Origin of the sequence: Parasynechococcus sp., assembly GCF_042954325.1 — a bacterium.
In the GTDB taxonomy this organism is placed as follows: Bacteria; Cyanobacteriota; Cyanobacteriia; order PCC-6307; family Cyanobiaceae; genus Parasynechococcus.
On sequence record NZ_JBGKDS010000086.1, the window covers coordinates 48524 to 65756 of the forward strand.

At 57.3% G+C, this 17233-nt stretch carries 19 protein-coding genes and 1 pseudogene; 13 read left to right on the plus strand and 7 right to left on the minus strand.

What is annotated here, in order from left to right; translation table 11 throughout:
* The first annotated feature begins 524 nt into the window (after positions 1-524).
* Positions 525-728, plus strand: a complete 204-nt coding sequence (locus tag ACGVKB_RS10850) for a hypothetical protein (protein WP_392351746.1) — start codon at positions 525-527, stop codon at positions 726-728.
* Between the two features lie 323 nt (positions 729-1051).
* Here ACGVKB_RS10850 and ACGVKB_RS10855 read toward each other — a convergent pair whose 3' ends face one another.
* The gene (locus ACGVKB_RS10855) at positions 1052-1366 is read right to left on the minus strand and encodes a DUF3288 family protein (protein WP_392351747.1); all 315 of its coding nucleotides are present in this window, start codon (positions 1364-1366) and stop codon (positions 1052-1054) included.
* Between the two features lie 437 nt (positions 1367-1803).
* Here ACGVKB_RS10855 and ACGVKB_RS10860 point away from each other — a divergent pair, with 437 nt between their 5' ends.
* Genes ACGVKB_RS10860 through larB form a run of 5 tightly spaced genes read left to right on the plus strand, consistent with a single transcriptional unit; the run spans position 1804 to position 5408 of the window.
* Positions 1804-2625, plus strand: coding sequence for a phytanoyl-CoA dioxygenase family protein (locus ACGVKB_RS10860; protein ID WP_392351748.1), 822 nt, complete (start codon positions 1804-1806; stop codon positions 2623-2625).
* 23 nt (positions 2626-2648) lie between these two features.
* A complete protein-coding gene (locus tag ACGVKB_RS10865; protein WP_392351749.1) occupies positions 2649-3122 on the plus strand; it encodes a phycobiliprotein lyase in 474 nt (157 codons plus the stop codon).
* 5 nt (positions 3123-3127) lie between these two features.
* Entirely contained in the window at positions 3128-4339 is a 1212-nt protein-coding gene (gene trmD / locus ACGVKB_RS10870; RefSeq protein ID WP_392351750.1) for a tRNA (guanosine(37)-N1)-methyltransferase TrmD, read from the plus strand.
* Positions 4336-4740 carry a TIGR03792 family protein gene (locus ACGVKB_RS10875; protein WP_392351751.1) on the plus strand — a complete coding sequence of 135 codons (405 nt, stop codon included), beginning with the start codon at positions 4336-4338 and terminating at the stop codon, positions 4738-4740. The genes trmD and ACGVKB_RS10875 overlap by 4 nt, the downstream gene beginning before the upstream one ends.
* A complete protein-coding gene (larB, locus tag ACGVKB_RS10880) occupies positions 4737-5408 on the plus strand; it encodes a nickel pincer cofactor biosynthesis protein LarB (RefSeq protein ID WP_392351752.1) in 672 nt (223 codons plus the stop codon). The genes ACGVKB_RS10875 and larB overlap by 4 nt, the downstream gene beginning before the upstream one ends.
* On the opposite strand, the gene ACGVKB_RS10885 is transcribed toward larB, so the two are convergent.
* The 5 genes from ACGVKB_RS10885 to ACGVKB_RS10905 all read right to left on the minus strand — a co-directional run bounded on the left by ACGVKB_RS10885 (position 5381) and on the right by ACGVKB_RS10905 (position 8976).
* Positions 5381-5518, minus strand: a complete 138-nt coding sequence (locus ACGVKB_RS10885) for a hypothetical protein (protein WP_392351753.1) — start codon at positions 5516-5518, stop codon at positions 5381-5383. The two genes, larB and ACGVKB_RS10885, sit on opposite strands and share 28 nt — an antisense overlap.
* Positions 5519-5628: 110 nt before the next feature.
* The gene (locus ACGVKB_RS10890) at positions 5629-6540 is read right to left on the minus strand and encodes a DUF1517 domain-containing protein (RefSeq protein WP_392351754.1); all 912 of its coding nucleotides are present in this window, start codon (positions 6538-6540) and stop codon (positions 5629-5631) included.
* A 60-nt stretch (positions 6541-6600) separates the two neighbouring features.
* Positions 6601-6819, minus strand: a complete 219-nt coding sequence (thiS, locus tag ACGVKB_RS10895; RefSeq protein ID WP_392351755.1) for a sulfur carrier protein ThiS — start codon at positions 6817-6819, stop codon at positions 6601-6603.
* Between the two features lie 16 nt (positions 6820-6835).
* Positions 6836-7894: a thiamine phosphate synthase gene (locus tag ACGVKB_RS10900; protein WP_392351756.1), complete on the minus strand. Its 1059-nt coding sequence runs from the start codon at positions 7892-7894 to the stop codon at positions 6836-6838.
* Positions 7895-8043: 149 nt separating this feature from the next.
* Positions 8044-8976 carry a bifunctional riboflavin kinase/FAD synthetase gene (locus ACGVKB_RS10905; RefSeq protein WP_392351757.1) on the minus strand — a complete coding sequence of 311 codons (933 nt, stop codon included), beginning with the start codon at positions 8974-8976 and terminating at the stop codon, positions 8044-8046.
* Between the two features lie 59 nt (positions 8977-9035).
* On the opposite strand from ACGVKB_RS10905, the gene ACGVKB_RS10910 reads away from it, so the two are divergent.
* A complete protein-coding gene (locus ACGVKB_RS10910) occupies positions 9036-9596 on the plus strand; it encodes a DUF3611 family protein (protein ID WP_392351758.1) in 561 nt (186 codons plus the stop codon).
* A 12-nt stretch (positions 9597-9608) separates the two neighbouring features.
* Here ACGVKB_RS10910 and surE read toward each other — a convergent pair whose 3' ends face one another.
* Positions 9609-10403 (minus strand): 5'/3'-nucleotidase SurE, encoded by a 795-nt coding sequence (gene surE / locus ACGVKB_RS10915; RefSeq protein ID WP_392351759.1) that lies wholly within the window; start codon positions 10401-10403, stop codon positions 9609-9611.
* A 70-nt stretch (positions 10404-10473) separates the two neighbouring features.
* Here surE and pheS point away from each other — a divergent pair, with 70 nt between their 5' ends.
* From pheS to ACGVKB_RS10945, 6 genes and pseudogenes are all read left to right on the plus strand, one after another.
* Positions 10474-11481 carry a phenylalanine--tRNA ligase subunit alpha gene (gene pheS / locus ACGVKB_RS10920; protein WP_392351760.1) on the plus strand — a complete coding sequence of 336 codons (1008 nt, stop codon included), beginning with the start codon at positions 10474-10476 and terminating at the stop codon, positions 11479-11481.
* Positions 11482-11961: 480 nt separating this feature from the next.
* Positions 11962-12774: a neuromedin U gene (locus ACGVKB_RS10925; protein WP_392351761.1), complete on the plus strand. Its 813-nt coding sequence runs from the start codon at positions 11962-11964 to the stop codon at positions 12772-12774.
* Between the two features lie 57 nt (positions 12775-12831).
* The gene (locus ACGVKB_RS10930; protein WP_392351762.1) at positions 12832-13941 is read left to right on the plus strand and encodes a DUF1254 domain-containing protein; all 1110 of its coding nucleotides are present in this window, start codon (positions 12832-12834) and stop codon (positions 13939-13941) included.
* 56 nt (positions 13942-13997) lie between these two features.
* The gene (locus ACGVKB_RS10935; protein ID WP_392351763.1) at positions 13998-15140 is read left to right on the plus strand and encodes a DUF1254 domain-containing protein; all 1143 of its coding nucleotides are present in this window, start codon (positions 13998-14000) and stop codon (positions 15138-15140) included.
* A gap of 276 nt (positions 15141-15416) precedes the next feature.
* Positions 15417-16916, plus strand: a complete 1500-nt coding sequence (locus tag ACGVKB_RS10940) for a DUF1254 domain-containing protein (RefSeq protein WP_392351771.1) — start codon at positions 15417-15419, stop codon at positions 16914-16916.
* 42 nt (positions 16917-16958) lie between these two features.
* A pseudogene (locus ACGVKB_RS10945) lies at positions 16959-17233 on the plus strand (hypothetical protein); the annotation flags it as partial.

The window sequence follows — 17233 nt, forward strand, 5'->3', positions numbered from 1 at the left end:
AACGACACCCTGTTGTGGTGACCTTTGATCGTTTGGACGTGATTTTGACTTTGGATATATTGCAGCGCACTGTGATTCCAGATGGAAATGTCTTGTCGGCGCTGCCTTGCTCACAGACGAAAGCCTTGAGCCTCCCTTTATTGTTCAGTTTTGTTCTGCATTGGCTTAGATTTCGAATGTAAATCCTTGTTCCATCGTTATACATCGTGTCACTGTTTAAATATTGACGTGCTGAGTATGCATTCGGTTGGATTGGGAAGGCGACGGTTGGTGTTGCGATCAGGAGTGATGCTGTTGTGACTCCGCCAAGGCTGAGGAGGGTCAAGCGTCGAGGGAATATTTTCATGGCAGATCCAGCGAGTTCTTAGTCTTGCCATTCTGTGTTGATCGCCGGTTAAGTTGCGGGTTTGTTTTAATTGTTAGTGCCTTGATTCTCTCCATTCCGTTTGTTTGTTGTGTGGAGAGTTCGTCGCTGCTGTTGACGTGATCCTAAGGTTGGATCACCGTTGTGCTCGTTGCATCTTTTGAACTTCTCGGCCCGACAGCGTTTGGAGCGGATCAGACGGGAGGATGCTTTGGAAATGATCGACCGCACGGTGGTCTTGGAGTCATTCAGTCGCCGTCAGAACGTGTTCATCAGCAAACGGCATGGTCTCTGGGAGTGGGACCGGGATGGCATCCCTGGCTGGTTGCTTCCTGTTCTGCGCGATGCAGGATTGCTTGATTGAGGTTTCGCGACCTTCGGCAGGACGCTGATTCTTGACTGGATTTCAGGGTTCTCTCTGTTCTCAGTTGACGTTTGGTTGGACAGTGATTGAAGTTGCTGGATTGTCATGATCTGTCCGCTTTATAGGGGCTTGACCTGTGGACTTGAGTGTTGCCTGGCTAAAGCAGAGCAATTTGCTTGTTATCAGCTGAATCAGCCGAGTTTCAGTCGCTACTGCCCCCTCAGTTCTCGCTATGGAGCGTTGTTGGCCAACGGCGGCTCGAAAGACGATCAGCCAGTGATGATCCGTTCCGGTCGAGTGACGCGGTAGGGCCGAGCTCACTCTCAGCTCTCCCGATCATCGACATCCGATCCAGAACCCACGTCTCCACCCAGTTGTTGGCCCGGTCTCCAGCCACTGGACCAGATCTCGCGGCATCGTTGGTTGAGTGAGTCGCGGTCTAACCCCCAAGCTTGCACCGCCTTTTGGAGATCTTGTTTGATGTCTTCAGCACCGGGAAAATCCCCGTAGCGCATGACAAGACGAGCTGCTGTGGTGAGTTGTTCGGGCCCTGGATCCCCTTGATGTCCAAGCAAGGCATCCACCTCGTCGCGATCGATCGCATAAAGGGGATGGGTTTGTGCGTTGGTGTCGTCCAAATCTGAAGTCCTCCTGATTTGATTTGACGCCTCAACATCAGTTTCTGTCAGCAATTGCCAACCGTGCCGTCGATTGAGGTGGAAATCCGTTCATTCACCTATCGACCGCAGCTGATGGGGCTGTCTAGAACGTTTCTGAACGCATCCTGTTCATGAAATACGACAGCGCCAATGCCCAACCGATGGGGACCTTAATTGAGGATGGATCCCATCGCCCGATTCATGCGTTGGCATGCCCTTTGCGTTCGCAGATGGTTCGGATTGGCCGACGTCCATCGCGGGATGGCTGAGGCCTTCCAGCCTGTCGTGGCCAGCTCAGGAGGTCGTAACCTCCCGCGATGCTGTCCCTGCTCAGTCGAACGAAAAGCTTTCGCGACCCGTGGGTGGGCCATCCGGTTCTAAATCGGAGATGGCAACTGCATCGTCGTCGTCTGCTCTTGGCAGAAAGCCTTTGTCGCTGGCGCCGCAGCCTTCGTTCCGGTTCCGGTTTGACGGAGGACGTGGTCCATCGCCTTCGTCGCGATGGTTTTGTGGTGTTGGAGAACGTTCTGCCAACGGACGCGTTCTCGGCACTCCGTCACGAGGCCGAGGCGGCTGTCGCTGCAGCCGCTGACCGTCATCCGCTTCCGCAGAATCAACGTCAGGGGTTTCAGCCCAAACAGCCTTTCCCGGGTGGATTTGATCGCTTTGACGGGGGCACCCTGAATCGCTTCCTCCGCCTCAATCCCGAGGGCTTCCCCCAGGCTGAGACGTTCTGCCATGACCGCCGCCTCAGCGCCCTCTGCCGCGAGGTGATCGGTTTGCCGATGAATCCGCGCAAGTTGGAGTTGTACCTCACCCGACACGGTGAAGAAACACGGACACCAGATCTGCAAAAAGAGTTGCATCGCGACACTTTTTTTCGGGCGATTAAGTTCTGGTTTTTTCTCCATCCGGTCACGCCGAACGATGGACCGTTTGAATACGTGCCCGGAAGCCATCGTTTGACGTCCGCACGGTTGGATTGGGAGCAGGCCAAGGCCAATGCGGCGATTGAGCATCGCCGTCCTCCGGATGCGTCCGGATCCTTTCGGATCCAGGAAGAGGATCTCCCCGCGCTGGACTTGCCGGCTCCGGTGTCGGTGTCCTGCGCTGCCAACACCCTGGTGCTCGCCGATGTCTTTGGCTTCCATCGCCGAGGGGCAGCACAACCCGGACGCGAGCGACTGGCCATCTACGGATGGAATCGACCGTATCCGTTCCTGCCCCTCACCTGGTGAACCCAACTGAGAGAATGGAACCCATGAGCGATTCCACATTCCCGCCTGCTGATCCAGCGGCATTTCTCTCCCTGTGTTCAGGGGAATGGATGAGTTTGCGCAGTGGTTTTGAGCTCTCCACCACCGGTGATGACGACTGGCATAGCAGCGAGCGTGGAACTGTGATGGTCCACATGGAGCCTGCTCAGGAGGGCGAATTGGGGCGTTTGTCGGTTGAAGCTCCCGGTGGAGTGACCACGGCCCTGGTGTTCGAGCAAAGTGGTGGCCTGAGCATTCAGGCCGGTGCCCATTCCCAGGCTGGTGTCTGGCGTTTTTGGCCCGATGGAAGTGTTGAGTTGACCCTCCAGCAGGAGGATGGCCTCGAAGTTCAGGAACGGATCTGGTTTACGCGTCCCAATCTGCGGTTACGCAGCACCACATCCGTTGATGCGTCAGGGCAGCCCGTCCAGGGAAGCTTCTGCACAGACATCCGCAGGGTGTCCAAGCCCGCTGCCTAGGCACCATGGCTCCGTACCGCCTCGATGTGGTGAGTCTGGCCCCGCAGGCCTTTGCTCCCCTCCTGGAGCTGGGTGTGATTGGCCGTGCATTTGCGGCAGGACGTGCCGAACTGCATTGCCACAACCCCAGGGACTTCGCGACGGACCGCTACCGCAAGGTGGACGACATTCCCTACGGCGGCGGAGCCGGCATGGTCCTCAAGCCGGAGCCGGTGTTTGCGGCCATGGAGGCGATCCCCCGGTCGTCGCGTTCCAGGGTGCTGATGATGTCTCCGCAGGGACAACCGCTGCGCCAATCCGATCTGCAGCGCTGGGCGACTGATTACGACCAACTTGTTTTTCTATGCGGTCACTACGAGGGATTTGATGAACGCATCCGCAGCCTTTGTGATGAGGAGGTGTCCTGCGGTGATTTCGTTCTAACCGGCGGTGAACTGCCGGCGATGACCGTGATCAATGGTGTCGTGCGTCTGTTGCCGGGCACCGTCGGCACGCCGGCGTCCCTGGTTGAGGAAAGCCACAGCACCCTGTTGCTTGAGCATCCGCATTACACGCGTCCTGCTGAGTTTCAGGGACTCTCTGTGCCGAGCGTGCTTCGCAGTGGTGACCATGCCGCCATCGAGGCCTGGCGTCAGAGTCAGAGGGAAGCACGCACCGCTGAACGGCGCCCCGATCTGTTCCGCCGTTGGCAGAGCCAAACCGAAACAATGGATGCAGATGCAAAGTCAACGTTGCAAGTGCGCATTGGCAACGGATACGACATCCACCGCCTGGTGCCCGGTCGACCGCTGATCCTTGGAGGTGTTGCCCTCGATCACCCCGCCGGGCTCGGTCTGGATGGCCACAGCGATGCCGATGTGCTCGTGCATGCCGTGATGGATGCCCTGTTGGGTGCTTTGTCCTTGGGTGATATCGGCAAATATTTCCCCCCCACGGATCCCCAGTGGAAGGGTGCCGACAGCCTCCTGTTGTTGGAACAGGTGGTTGCTCTGGTCAAGGAGCGCGGTTGGCAGGTGACCAATCTCGATGCTGTGGTCATTGCCGAACGCCCCAAACTCAAACCCCACATTGAGGCCATGCGTTCCAACATTGCTGCGCGGGTGGGGTTGGATCCCGATTGTGTGGGCGTCAAGGCCACCACCAACGAACAACTGGGTCCGGAAGGACGCGAAGAGGGCATCAGTTGTCAGGCCGTTGCCCTGCTGTCGCGGCCATGACCCGCGTTCTGGTCTTTGTCTTCGCCATTGTGCTGGCAGTGGCGACTCCAGTGATGGCAGCGACCGATGTCGTTGAACAGTTGCGCTTGCAGGTGCCAGCAACGCAACGGCAGATCTGGCTCGAGGGTGAACGCTCGACCTGGCAGCCCTGGCTCGAGACCCAAGCCGGATTCCTGGGCCGTGATCTCTATTGGGACCCGCAGCGCGAGGAAGGCTTGCTGTTGATTCGTTGGGCCAGCCGTGAGCAGTGGAAGTCCATTTCTGACCAGGAGGTCTCCAGGGTGCAGGCGTCGTTTGATGCCTTGGTCAAGGCCGAGCTCGGGCTTGATGCCGCGGCTCCTTCACCGTTCCCGCTGTTGGCTGAAGGTGAGCTGCAACGTCAACAGTTGCAGGTTCAATGATCGACGCACGTTTGGATCTGCAGCGGCGCCAGCGTCTTGGCATGGTCGAGGCTGTCTGGGGTGAGCACAAGTCGGCCGACCAGATTGCTGGTGTGCTGCGGGGCTTTCAACGGGCGGGAGAGCTTGGCCTGGTGACGCGGGTGGATCCAGACAAGGCCGCAGGGGTGCAGGCTGAGCTTCCCGTTGTGACCTACCACCCCCTGGCACGCTGCCTCACCCTCGGTGACTGCCCTGTTCCGGCTTCGTCCGCAGCGCAGGTGGCTGTTCTTTCCGGAGGGACCAGCGACGCCACGGTGGTGGCGGAGATCAGCCTGGCCCTGCAGTGGCACGGCGTGAAGGTTCAAACACTGATGGATGTTGGGGTGGCCGGTTTGCACCGGTTGTTGGAGGTCTTACCCAGCCTTGAGTCGGTCCATGTCTTGATCGCCTGTGCCGGCATGGAGGGTGCTCTGCCGACGGTCCTCGCTGGGTTGGTCCCCCAACCGGTGATCGGAGTTCCGGTTTCCGTGGGCTACGGGGTCAGCCAAGGCGGTCGCTGTGCCCTCGATGGAATGCTTGCCAGCTGTGCACCCGGCCTGACGGTGGTGAACATCGATAACGGCTATGGAGCCGCCATGGCGGCTCTCAGGATTCTGCGCGGTCAGCTCGAAGCGTCGATGTCGCCCTGATCGAGACGCAAGAGTTCATCACCGGTGCCATCCGCTTCAAAACGCTGCAAGGCCCTGACGAGAGCCTGTCGGTCGGACCCGGAGAGTTCGCCGTTCTCCTTCCAAGCCATCAATCGAGGATCCGGGGCCAATGCAGCAGATTGATCAGAGTTCAGCCTAGGAATTTATTCTCATCTGGCAGGGCGGTGGAGCCCCGCCAGTGGAAGAGTTTCTGAAGCCTTCAGAGGTGCTGCAGATTCGGATAGGCCGTGATGAGTTCGTCAGCACTGAGCACGTCGCCACGGCCCTCCGGTTGCCAGATCACCTCAAGGGCCATCAGTTCGGATGATGAGGTCGAACCGAGGATGCGGAGGCTCTCCCGCAGCGCCTCACCGGTGTCGGCGCCACGCAATTTGGCTTTGGCCGTGGAGGCCACCAACAGGGTGACAACGATGTATTCACTGGTGGCATCGGCGTCACCGGAACCAGCCTCAGCGCTGCTTGCCCCACGGTTGCCGGCCACGTTGGTGGTCAGCTCAGCGTCCAACTTGCTGCGTTCACTCATCGAAAGACGGTTGAACGTGGATTCCGCTGAATCAAAGGGAACCTCGCCACTTTCGAGGTTGGCGTAAACCCAGAGATCCGGCTGCCTGAGCATGGCCAGGGTTGTTTCCTGGAGCACCCGTTGCAATCCGGTTGAGCTGGCGGTGTCGGCGGCGGCGGCCATTGAGCGCAGATCGTCCTGCAGGGCCTTGGCACCGGCCAGCAGACCCAGCTGGACCTGAATCAGATTCACTTTTCTGGGCGTGGGTGGGACCATCGGCCCCCCTCCACCTGCCATGGATTGGTCACTGCCATTGCGCACGGCATTCACCACCACACCGGCGATCACCATCAACAGCAGCAGGGGAAATGCCCCGCCCATGAAACCGAAGGGAATCAGGAAGGGAAACCCGAAGCCACCGCCATAGCCCCCACCTCCGCGATAACTTCCACCTCCGCGGTAGCCGCCACCGCTCCGGGGCATGGTCGGTGCGCGGAATGATCCACCACCAACCCGTCCGCCCCGCGCGGCATCTGCGGGCTGCGCTGGAATGAGCAGCAAGCCAGCCAGAATCAAGGGCAGCAGGGCGCCGGCGAAAAGGCGGCGCATCCAGGGTGTGTGCCGGAGGGAATTCATCACGACCTCGGCGGATTTCAAACTGGCCAGAATCTAGGAACCGCCTCCAACAATGGTGACGATTTCGAGATTGTCGCCACTGTTGATCCGTGGTTCCGTCCACAGACTTCGCGGGGCGATCAAGCCGTTGTGCTCCACAACGACCAGGCTTGGGTTGTAGCCGAGGCTGTCGAGCACCTCAATCAGTGGGGCCCCAGAGGCTGGACGGTCAATGCTGTGTTGTGCACCGTTGACGGTGAGCTCCAGGGCCATGGTTGTGAGGTCTTTGTCAGGGTTGAGGGCGCGCCAGCGGCTGTAGGAGTGCCTGTGTGGCCGCTGCCGGATCGTCAGCATTCATGATTGCCCCGATGACGGCGATGCGTCGACAGTTGTGTTCGATCAGCGCAGGGATCTTGGTGACATCAATTCCACCGATGGCAAACACCGGCCGTTGGCTGATCTGAGCCGCTGTGCTGAGGAGGCTGAGGTCGATCGGGGCTTTGTCTGGTTTGACGGCCGTTGAGAACACCGGCCCCAGCCCGAGGTAATCGCAGCCTTCGCTGTCGGCTTGCTGAACCTGGGCCAAGTTGTGGGTGCTGCGACCCAGCAGCCGCTCCGCTCCGATCAGACGCCGTGCCACGTCGGTCGGTAGGTCCCCTTGGCCCAGGTGCACGCCATCGGCATCCACGGCAAGGGCGAGATCGATGCGGTCATTGACGATGAACAGGGCTCCGTAGCGGCGGCAGAGGTCGGCCAGCGCCTGGGCCTCCTGCAGTTGCTGGCGGTCGTCTGCGCTTTTCTCGCGGTACTGCACCAGCTCCACCCCATGGCGCAGCGCCAGCTCCACGGTGTTGATCATGTCGTCCGAGGGGCTGGTGAGCAGACACAGCCGTGCATCCAGAAGACGGGACCGCCGCCGGTCGGCCCGTGTGGCGTTCAGGCAGGTGACCTCCAAGTCGTAGAGGCCATAACGGATGTTGGCAGCCGTCTGCGCGAGCGCGGGGGTGTGGTTGCGCGCGAATTCCTCCAGAACCCGCAAGGCTTCTTGCACCCGTGCGCAGTTGGCGGCCACCACCTGATCCGGACGGTGGCGGTCCAGTTGCACCGGATGCTCAAGTCCCGCGCCGAGATCTGTTTCGGTTGACCGCGCCTGCTTGTACTCCTCGCAGTGCAAAGCGCCGAGGCGCTGGCGCCAATCTTTCAAGGTGATCACGAGGTCATCGCGATCGAGTCCGAATCGACACCAGTCTTCGACCACGCGAAGCCCTTCCCGGGCGCGATCCAGGTTGGCGTCGAGCAGTCGAGCCACCCTTGAATCCAGGCCAGTGCCCCTCTTGTTCAGATCCATGCCACTCTGAAGTGACACGTATTGTCCGGGTTCATGGAGAACGGTGGTTCCGAAAGCACCATGCACGTTCTTGTCTGGGGCATCGTGCTGCTCGGAGGTATCGGGGTCTTCATCGTCTGGGGATTGCTCAGCGCCTATCCAGCGGCGGCCTAAGCCCGGGCCGTTCCATCCTGGGCGAGTCGATCTCTCGCCGTTTGGGCATCGCGTGCAATCTGGGCGCTGAGTTCCTGCAGCCCCGCAAATTTTTGCTGGCCCCTCAGGCGTTGAACGGGCTCCACCAGCAGCTGCTGTCCATCGAGCTGAATCGTGCGATCGAGCAGGTGCACCTCCACGGCCGATGGAGCGGTGGGATCCACCGTGGGTTGTGGCCCGAGATTCATGACGGCAGCCATGGGCGTGGCCTGACCCTTGACCCAGGCCCAGGCGGCATAGACCCCGAGTGCCGGTAGGCATTTGCGTCCATCGACCTCCAGATTGGCCGTGGGCCAGCCGAGCTGGCGTCCCAGGCCCCGGCCATGGACGACGCTTCCCTGGAAGCGATACGGACGCCCCAGCAGGTCGGCCACCAGGGCGAGATCGGCCCCCTCGAGTGCGGTGCGAATACGGCTGCTGCTCATGCGGCCCTGATCGTCTTCCACAATGCCGACCACATCCACACTCACACCTGCATCGCCGGCGATGGTCTGCAGCAGGGTTGTGTCACCCGCACGGTTTTTGCCGAAGCGGAAATTGGCTCCCACGGCGATGTGACGGGCCTGAAGGGTGTCCAGCAGGATTGAGCGAACGAAGGCTTCGGCGCTGAGTGCTGCGAGGTCGCGGGTGAACGGCACCAGCACCAGCTGCTGCACACCCAGGGGCTCCAGCAGGCTCAGCTTTTCCTCGGGCAGATCGAGGCGCAACCGGGATTCTCCGAACAGCACTTCGCGGGGATGGGGCCAGAAACTGACCACGGTTGGCACACCAGCTGCGGATTCCACGGCATGGCGAATGACGGTGCGGTGGCCAATGTGCAGCCCGTCAAAACTCCCCAGCGCCAGCGCCGTCGGCCGTTGGGCCTCCTCAGGGGGACAGAGGGGAATCAAGGAGTTGTGCAGGTTGCGCGATCAGGTGGCAAGTTTGAACGACCACGTTCCGTCCATGCATGCCCGACCGCTTTGATTTCCAGTTGTTGTCCGCGGGGTTGCGGCGGATGGGCTGGATTCGCTTCTGGATCCAAGTGGTTCTGGGAGTGGTTGTGCTGGGTGTGTTGCTGTTCACGGCGGTGGGCGGAAGTCTGGCCAGGAATGCCGAGCGCGCCGTTGGCTTAGGGCCGGGGATCTCCTTGACCACCCTGGCCTTTTTCGTGTTGTTGTACAGCCTCTGGCACGGCTGGTTGATCGTGAGGACGGGACGGGCCTTGAACAGTGAGGCCAAACCAACCCGCGGCGAGACCTCGCGGTTAATCAAACGTGGCCTCATTGCTGATCTGCTTGGGTTGGTCTTGGCTGCAGTCGGATACCAGGCTTTGGTGGGTCCGCTGTTCATCCAGGCGTCGATGCAGACGCAGGGTGTGGCCGTGATCGGACGGGGGACGGCTGACAATCTGCCGATCACATCGTTGGAAATCCTTTCGGTGCTGAGCAACACCCAGGTGTTGTTCGCCCACTTGATCGGCCTGATCCTTTCGCTCTGGTTGCTGCAGCGCGTCTACCGCACAAGCTGAATGGGAAGCGACTCAGGGGGTGGGGAGGCTTGGCAGATCCTTCAGCGGTCCGCGCCAGAACAGGTCCGGTTGGATGGGCGTCAAAGAGGGACAGTTGCGGTGGATCTGCGCCACATCACTGGGCCAGTCGCGGGGCCCTTCCCCAGCGGATTCCAGGTCATGCACCGCTTCCCCGGCGAGCCAGTAGTAGGCGCGACCCCTGGGATCTTCCCGTCGGCTGAATTGTTCGTCGTAACGGCGGACCGATAACCGGGTCCAACGCAACGGCCCCATCTCCTCCTTGGCGCAGGGAGGGATGTTCAGGTTCAGCAGAAGATTGTCCTTCCATTGATCCTCCAGCGAGGCTTCGGCCACATCGAGGGCCAGATCTGCGGCCGCTTGGAACTGGCGCCACTGGAAGCAAGCACTGCTCACCGCCAAGGCTGGCAAGCCTTCCAGCGTTCCCTCCATGGCGGCGGCAACGGTTCCGGAGCAGAACACATCGGTCCCCAAGTTGGGCCCGTGGTTAATGCCGGATAACACCAGATCCGGGGGCTCCGGCAGCAACTCGTTGAGGGCCAGTTTCATGCAATCCGCGGGAGTGCCGCTGCAGGCCCATGCCGTAACGCCGGGGACGAACAACTCGTCGGCCCGTTCGGCGCGGATCGGGGTTTGAAGGGTGAGGCCATGTCCGGTCGCCGACCGTTCCTGGTCGGGACAGACGACGGTCACGTCATGCCCCCGGCTTGCCGCTGCGGCCGCCAAGGTCCGGATGCCATCGGCGAACACCCCGTCGTCATTGCTGATCACGATCCGCAGCGGAGCCATGGCCTGATGGGTAGTGCTGGGAACCTAAGCGGGACGGCTGCTTACAGTCAGCAGCCACCGCACCGATCCTGTGAGCGCCACAGTTACCCTGCAGCAGCTCACCGACCAGCTTGATGCTTTGGAGCAACAGGCTTCAGCGGAGATTGCCGATGCGCCGGATGCCCAGGCTCTTGAACAGCTGCGGGTCGGTCTGCTCGGCAAGAAAGGCAAGATTTCCGGGGTGCTGGGGGCGATGGGCAAATTGCCCGGTTCCGATCGACCGTTGGTTGGTCAGCGGGCCAATGTGCTGAAAAACCAAGTGCAGAGCCTGCTCACTGAGCGGCTTCAGGCGGTGAAGCAGGCCGCCATGGCCGAACGGATTGCGAGCGAGACGCTGGATGTCACCGCACCAGCATCCGGCACCCCCATGGGGCATCGCCATCCCCTGATCACCACCACAGAAGAAATTGTCGACCTGTTTCTTGGCCTGGGTTACAGCGTTGCCGAGGGCCCCGAGGTCGAGCAGGATCACTACAACTTCACGGCCTTGAACATTCCCGAGGACCATCCGGCTCGGGACATGCAGGACACGTTCTATCTGCAGAACGATCTACTGCTGCGGACGCATACCTCGCCCGTGCAGATCCGTCATCTGGAGCAGAACCCTCCACCGGTTCGCATCGTGGCTCCGGGTCGTGTTTACAGGCGAGATGCCGTGGATGCCACCCACTCCCCGGTGTTCCATCAGGTGGAGGTGCTTGCGATTGATGAGGGACTCGATTTCAGCCATCTGCGAGGAACAGTGATGGCCTTCCTCAAGGCCTTCTTCGGCGACCTGCCGGTGCGTTTCCGGGCCAGCTATTTCCCCTTCACCGAACCGTCAGCCGAGGTGGATGTGCAATGGCGTGGCCGTTGGCTGGAGGTCATGGGCTGCGGCATGGTCGATCCAGCGGTATTGGAAGGCCTGGGACTCGATCCTGAGCGTTACAGCGGTTTTGCCGCAGGCCTTGGGGTGGAACGTTTTTGCATGGTCCGACACGGCATCGATGACATCCGCCGTCTCTACACAAGCGATCTACGCTTCCTTGAACAGTTCTGATCTGGTCCCGTTCGAACGTTTTGCTTGGCGTCAACGCTGACAATCCTGTGGTGCGTGGCAACAATTGCAAGACCCAGTTTTGGAATGTCGTTGTCAACGACGCGAATGGGTTCGGCTGGTGATTGTTGAATGTTGCGCTGATGCCTATGGATTCAGTGAATTCCGAGAGGCCCCGATGAGCTGTATCAGAGCAAGGCTCTTGGGTCTAGCTCGATTTGTACCTCGGTTATTGATGGAGGCGGCAAAATTCTCAAAGGTCTTTTAATCGACATGCTGAGAAGATTTGCCATCGGGGCTGCAGTCCTCTCCAGTGTCTTTGGTGGAGATGTGTTGGCGCAGCAGCAGACTGCTGGTGGATCTGACTTTGACTACACCCCTCTGTCGCCGCAGCCGGAGCTGGCTCAGGCGTCGTCAGCCCCAACGGTCTCTCAGGGCTCCGGCGAGCCAACGGCTGAGTCGTCTGGAGCCAGTCAGGAGGATTTGGCCAAGGCCGCTCAAAATCCGATCGCCAGCATGATCAGCATTCCCATTCAGTGGAATGCAACACCGGGGACGCAATGGGCTCCGAACTCGGTGGATCCTGATGCCAAGCATGACCGCGTCATGAATGTGGTCAATGTTCAGCCAGTTTTCCCTTTCAAGCTCAGTGACGACTGGACGTTGGTCACACGAACCATCGTTCCATTTGTGGGGGTTCCCTTTGCTGAACCAAAGCTTGACGTCACCCCCGCGGGTGAACCTTATGTTGTGCGCTGGAATGAAGAACAACGCATCGGCCTTGGAGATATCAATCCAACAGGCTTCTTTGTTCCAACCTTAGAAGGTGATTTCACCGTTGGCTTTGGCCCTACGTTTAGTGCACCCATCAGCAAAGCTCCCTTGAGCTCAGGAAAGTGGACGGCGGGTCCCGCTTTTGTTGGTGTTTATACGAAGGGCCCCTGGGTTGTGGGTGGCTTGGTGAACAACATGTGGTCCTTCGCCGGTGATGACGATCGTGCCGACGTCAACAAGATGTTGATTCAGCCGTTCATCAACTACAACCTTCCGAAGGGTTGGTATGTGTCGTTCTCCCCAATTATTACCGCTGATTGGGAAAATGAAGACAACGGTTGGACCGTCCCAGTCGGTGCTGGCGTTGGCCGCGTCTTCAAGGTTGGAAAACAACCCATCAATGTCTCAGTCCACGGTTATTACAACGCGATCAAACCTGAGATCGGAGGTGATGAGTTGATGGGCGATTGGACCATACGTACGCAGGTTCAGTTCCTGATCCCCTCGGCTCCTAAAAAGTAGTCGTCCTGAGAACAGGCCAAGCGATCAATTTTTTAGTTTTTTCAACGAGCTGAAGTCATGACCCGCCATCGTTTTAATGCTCTGAAAAGCCTTCCTGTGGCTGCCGCTGGTCTTTTGCTCGGATCTCTCGGAGTTGTCGGTGTCGACAGACAGCTCCATGCAGCTCCGTTGAACTGCCCTTCTGCGGCTGTGGTGCAAACAGCCAAAACGATCACTCCCGTGACCAAGGCCAACTACGCCAAGGCTGAAACAGAGGTGATCCTTGGAGATTACGTTCGCAAAATTGCCAAGGGCACTTGTGGCACTGGTGTTGGTGAGTTCCTCCATCAGAAGGGTGCAATGGACCCGAAGGAACGCACCATTCTTCGCCCCAATTTCGACACGCTCTATTCCTTCGCCGTTCTTGATCTAAATAGCCCTGCCACGGTTGTGCTTCCTGAGACCGATCGTTATCAGATCCTCGAAGTGGTGAATGAGGAACATTGGATTCCGTTGGAGACTGCTAAGCCCGGTAGATATCAACTCACTAAAGAGTCGATGGGAAGTCGTTATGTTTTAGCCCTTGTGCGCACTCGGGTGAACATGCAGGATCCTCAAGATCTCAAAAAGGCCGGTGTAGTCCAAGATCAGATTAACTTGGAGCAATCAGCAAAGGGTGAATTTGTCTCGACCAATAAATACGACATGGATGAGATTCTTGCCATGCGTGCTGATTACAACAAACGGTTGGCACCTGAGGGTGTGACCTCGGAAATGGCCTTTGGCAAGAAAGGCGAGATCAGCGAGGAGATGCGTAATTTTGGTGTTGGCGTTGGCTGGGGTGGGCTTACCAAGAAGGGAGCGGTGTATCCCATTCCTAATTCGGTGGACTCCACTGACCCCCAAACCCTAACGTTGAAGGATGTTCCAAGCGACCCACGAGCGTTCTGGTCAGTCACTGTATATGACAAGCAAGGATTTTCAGTTGGTGAAAAGTACAATGTGAACAGCGCTTTCGCGAAGGAAAATGAAAAAGGTGAGTACGTAATTCACTTTGGCGGTGATAAGAGCCAAGACAACTATCTCGATATCTACCCTGGATGGAATGTTGTCCTGCGAATTTACTCCCCGACTGATGCTTATTTCGACGGTAGCTGGACACTTCCGCAGTTTGTTCCCGCAAAATGAGTTGAATTATTTTTCGCCTTCTCTTTTTTAGTTTTATCTAATTATTAACCTCAATCATGTCTTTTCAAAAGAAAGCCATCTCCGGTGCTCTCGCCCTTGGTTTGGGTGTTTTATCCGTTGCATGCGGCCAGGCCAAAAGCTCTTTAGATCAGCCCTCGTCGACCGCCAATCCTGAGCAGGCTCCTGCTTCAGTAGACATGGCAAAAAAGGATTGCCCTAAGCCAGCTGTTTCAATTCAAAGCGACACAGTTGTGCCTGTTACCAAGGAAAACTATTCCGAAGCTGAAACGCAGACGATCTTTGCGAAGTACATCTCCGATGTTGCAACTGCTACCTGCACCGGAGGTTTGGGAACGATTTTGAATCTCCAGAAGGCTGCGGATCCCAAGGATCGCACGGTGATTCGCATTAACTTCGACACCTTGTATTCCTGGTTGATTCTCGATCTGACCACTCCGGCGACCTTTACGCTTCCGCAAACCAATGGCCGCTACCAGAGCGCCATGGTGGTGAATGGACAGGGGTATGTGTATGTGGAAAAAGACCCTGGTGATTACACCCTTACAGAAGATGAGGTCGGGAGCCGCTATGCCCTTGTAGCATTCCGCACCGGTGTGAACATTCAGGATCCTGAGGATGTAGCGCAGGCCCAGGCTCTGCAGGCCAAGTTGTCAGTATCTCAGGCTGAGACAGGCGAGTATATCCAACCCAATCAATGGGATCTTGAGCAGATGATGGATCTCCGTGCCGCTTACAACGAAGAGCGGAACGAGAAAGGTGTGAAGTCTGAAGAGCTGTTCGGCCGTAAGGGGGAGGTTACTCCTGAGCAGAACAACATGGGTGTGGCTGTGGGGATCGGCGGATTACCCAAGGAAGGCGCTGTTTATCTGTTCTACACGCCATCCTCATCTGAGCCTCAAACGCTGACGCTCAAAGATGTTCCAAATGGCGATAATGCTTTCTGGTCTCTGACGGTGTACGACAAGGATGGATTCCCAGTTGGTGATAATTTCAATGTGAACAGTGCATTTGCCAAGGCCAATGCTCAGGGTGAAGTGACGCTCCACTTTGGTGGTGATAAGACGCAACCCAATTATTTAGAGATTTACCCGGGCTGGAATGCCACCTTCCGGATCTACAACCCGAAGGCCGCTTATTTTGATGGTTCATGGGTCCGGCCTGAGCTCCAGCTCAAGTGATCTTTTTATTGAGTTAGCGGACTCAGAGAATTTGATCTGCCTCTTGCGTTGGCCCTCTTCGGCCGATTCAAGGGGCATTTTTTTGCTTGACGTGTCTTTCAGTTTGAACGAAGGCCACGTCTATGCACAAATGCGTTCTTTTGGGACCATTCAGGCCATTCGCAACCAGTCGTTCTCACTACGCTGAAAAAAGTGTGTGATGCGTTTGTGTCGATTTCTGCCTGGTCTCAAGCTGCTGCTCAGGGTTTATCCCTCGTAGCACTTTCTGGGGTTTTGTTGGGAGCGCCGACCCGTGCTCAGGCAGCCCCTGGCAAGGTCCCCGTTGGTTATACCACCGAAATTCCGTCTGAGTTGCTAACGCCAGACTCGGTTCCAACCTCGGTTGGAACGTTTAAATTTTTCGATGGCATGCCTGATCCGGCGACGGTTAAGGCGAGTTTTGACAACCTCAAATTCATTCGGGCGTATGAGACGTTCCTCACGATGATGCCTGCGGCCAGCATCGAAATGTTGCGCCATGGCCATGAACAAATCGGTGTGGATGATCACACGAAGGTGAATTTAATGTCACCACTGAATTCCAATCCCCTGTTTCTAACGGGCAATACAGATACTGTTTATGGTTCGGCTTTTTTTAATCTTCAGCAGACAGGCCCGTTGGTGATTGAGGTGCCAGCTGGTCTTGGGCCTGGCACGATCAATGATGCTTACTTCCGCTTCGTGGCCGATACAGGTGGCCCTGGCCCAGACAAAGGCAAGGGTGGGAAATACTTGATTCTGGGACCAGATGATAAAGAGCCTGCAAATACTGATGGCTATTTTGTTTTCCGCTCACCCACCTATTCCAACTGGTTGATTCTCAGGGCCTTCCTGGATGATGAGGGCAAGCCCGATCAGGCAATTGCCAACTACGAGAATGGTTTACGGATGTATCCGTTATCGCAGAAGAATAATCCGCCAAAAATGACCTTCATCCAAGGTGGAGACAAGGTTTTTAATACGGTTCATGCCAACAACTTTGAATTCTTCAATGAACTCAATCGGGTGATTCAGCGTGAGCCTATTGAGTTCCTTGATCCGGAAATTCGTGGTTTGGCAGCTGGGATTGGTATGGAAAAAGGAAAGCCTTTTAACCCTTCGGCTGCTGATCGCGCATTATTAGAAGAAGCCGTTCAGGTGGGTGTGGCCTATGTGCGCTCCGACATGGTTACCCCTCGCGCTGCAGATGCATACACCTATGAGGGTAATCCCCAATGGTTCACAGCTTTCGCAGGGGGCAGTTACGAGTGGCTCAAAGATGGTGGCCGGGGAGGTCGAAACCTTGATGCCCGCAATAATTTCTTCTGGGCTTACACCGTCAACACTCCGGCCATGGTGCTGGAAATGGTTGGCGTCGGCTCTCAATATGCCATTGCCGGAACGGATGAGAATGGTGCTGTTCTTGATGGTGGGAAATCATACAAATTAACTATTGACAAGAATCCACCTGCCAAGGATTTCTGGTCCATCGTTGTATATGACCCCCAGACACGATCGCAGCTGCAAACCAGTCAGCCCTTCCCCGCCAAGAACAATAAGCGCAACAAAGATATGGTCGCCAATGCTGATGGTTCCGTTGATTTGTATTTCGGACCTAAAGCACCTGTGGGTAAGGAAGCTAATTGGATTGAAACCGTACCTGGAAAAGGGTGGTTTACGGCCTTTCGCCTCTATGGTCCGTTGCAACCCTGGTTTGATCAAACCTGGAGACTGAACAATATCGAAGTACTCGATTGAACGAACGATTTACGACTTCCCACTTTTATTCATTGATTCGTCATGAAAGGCCTCAATTCTGTTTCAGCTCTCTTGGCTTCCACTCTCTTAATCGGAAGCTCCGTACTTCCGGTTCAAGCGAAGGATGTTACTCCCAAGGACTACAACACGCCGATTCCTGAAGATGTCTTAACGCCAGATGTTGTACGTACTCGCATCGGCACGTTTCGCTATTTCGACGGTTTTCCGGATGATGCCACCAAGAAGGTAGCTCGCCGGCAAGTTGATCTCGGGCGCGGCGTTCAGACCTTCCTCAATTTCATGCCGGCAGCATCCAT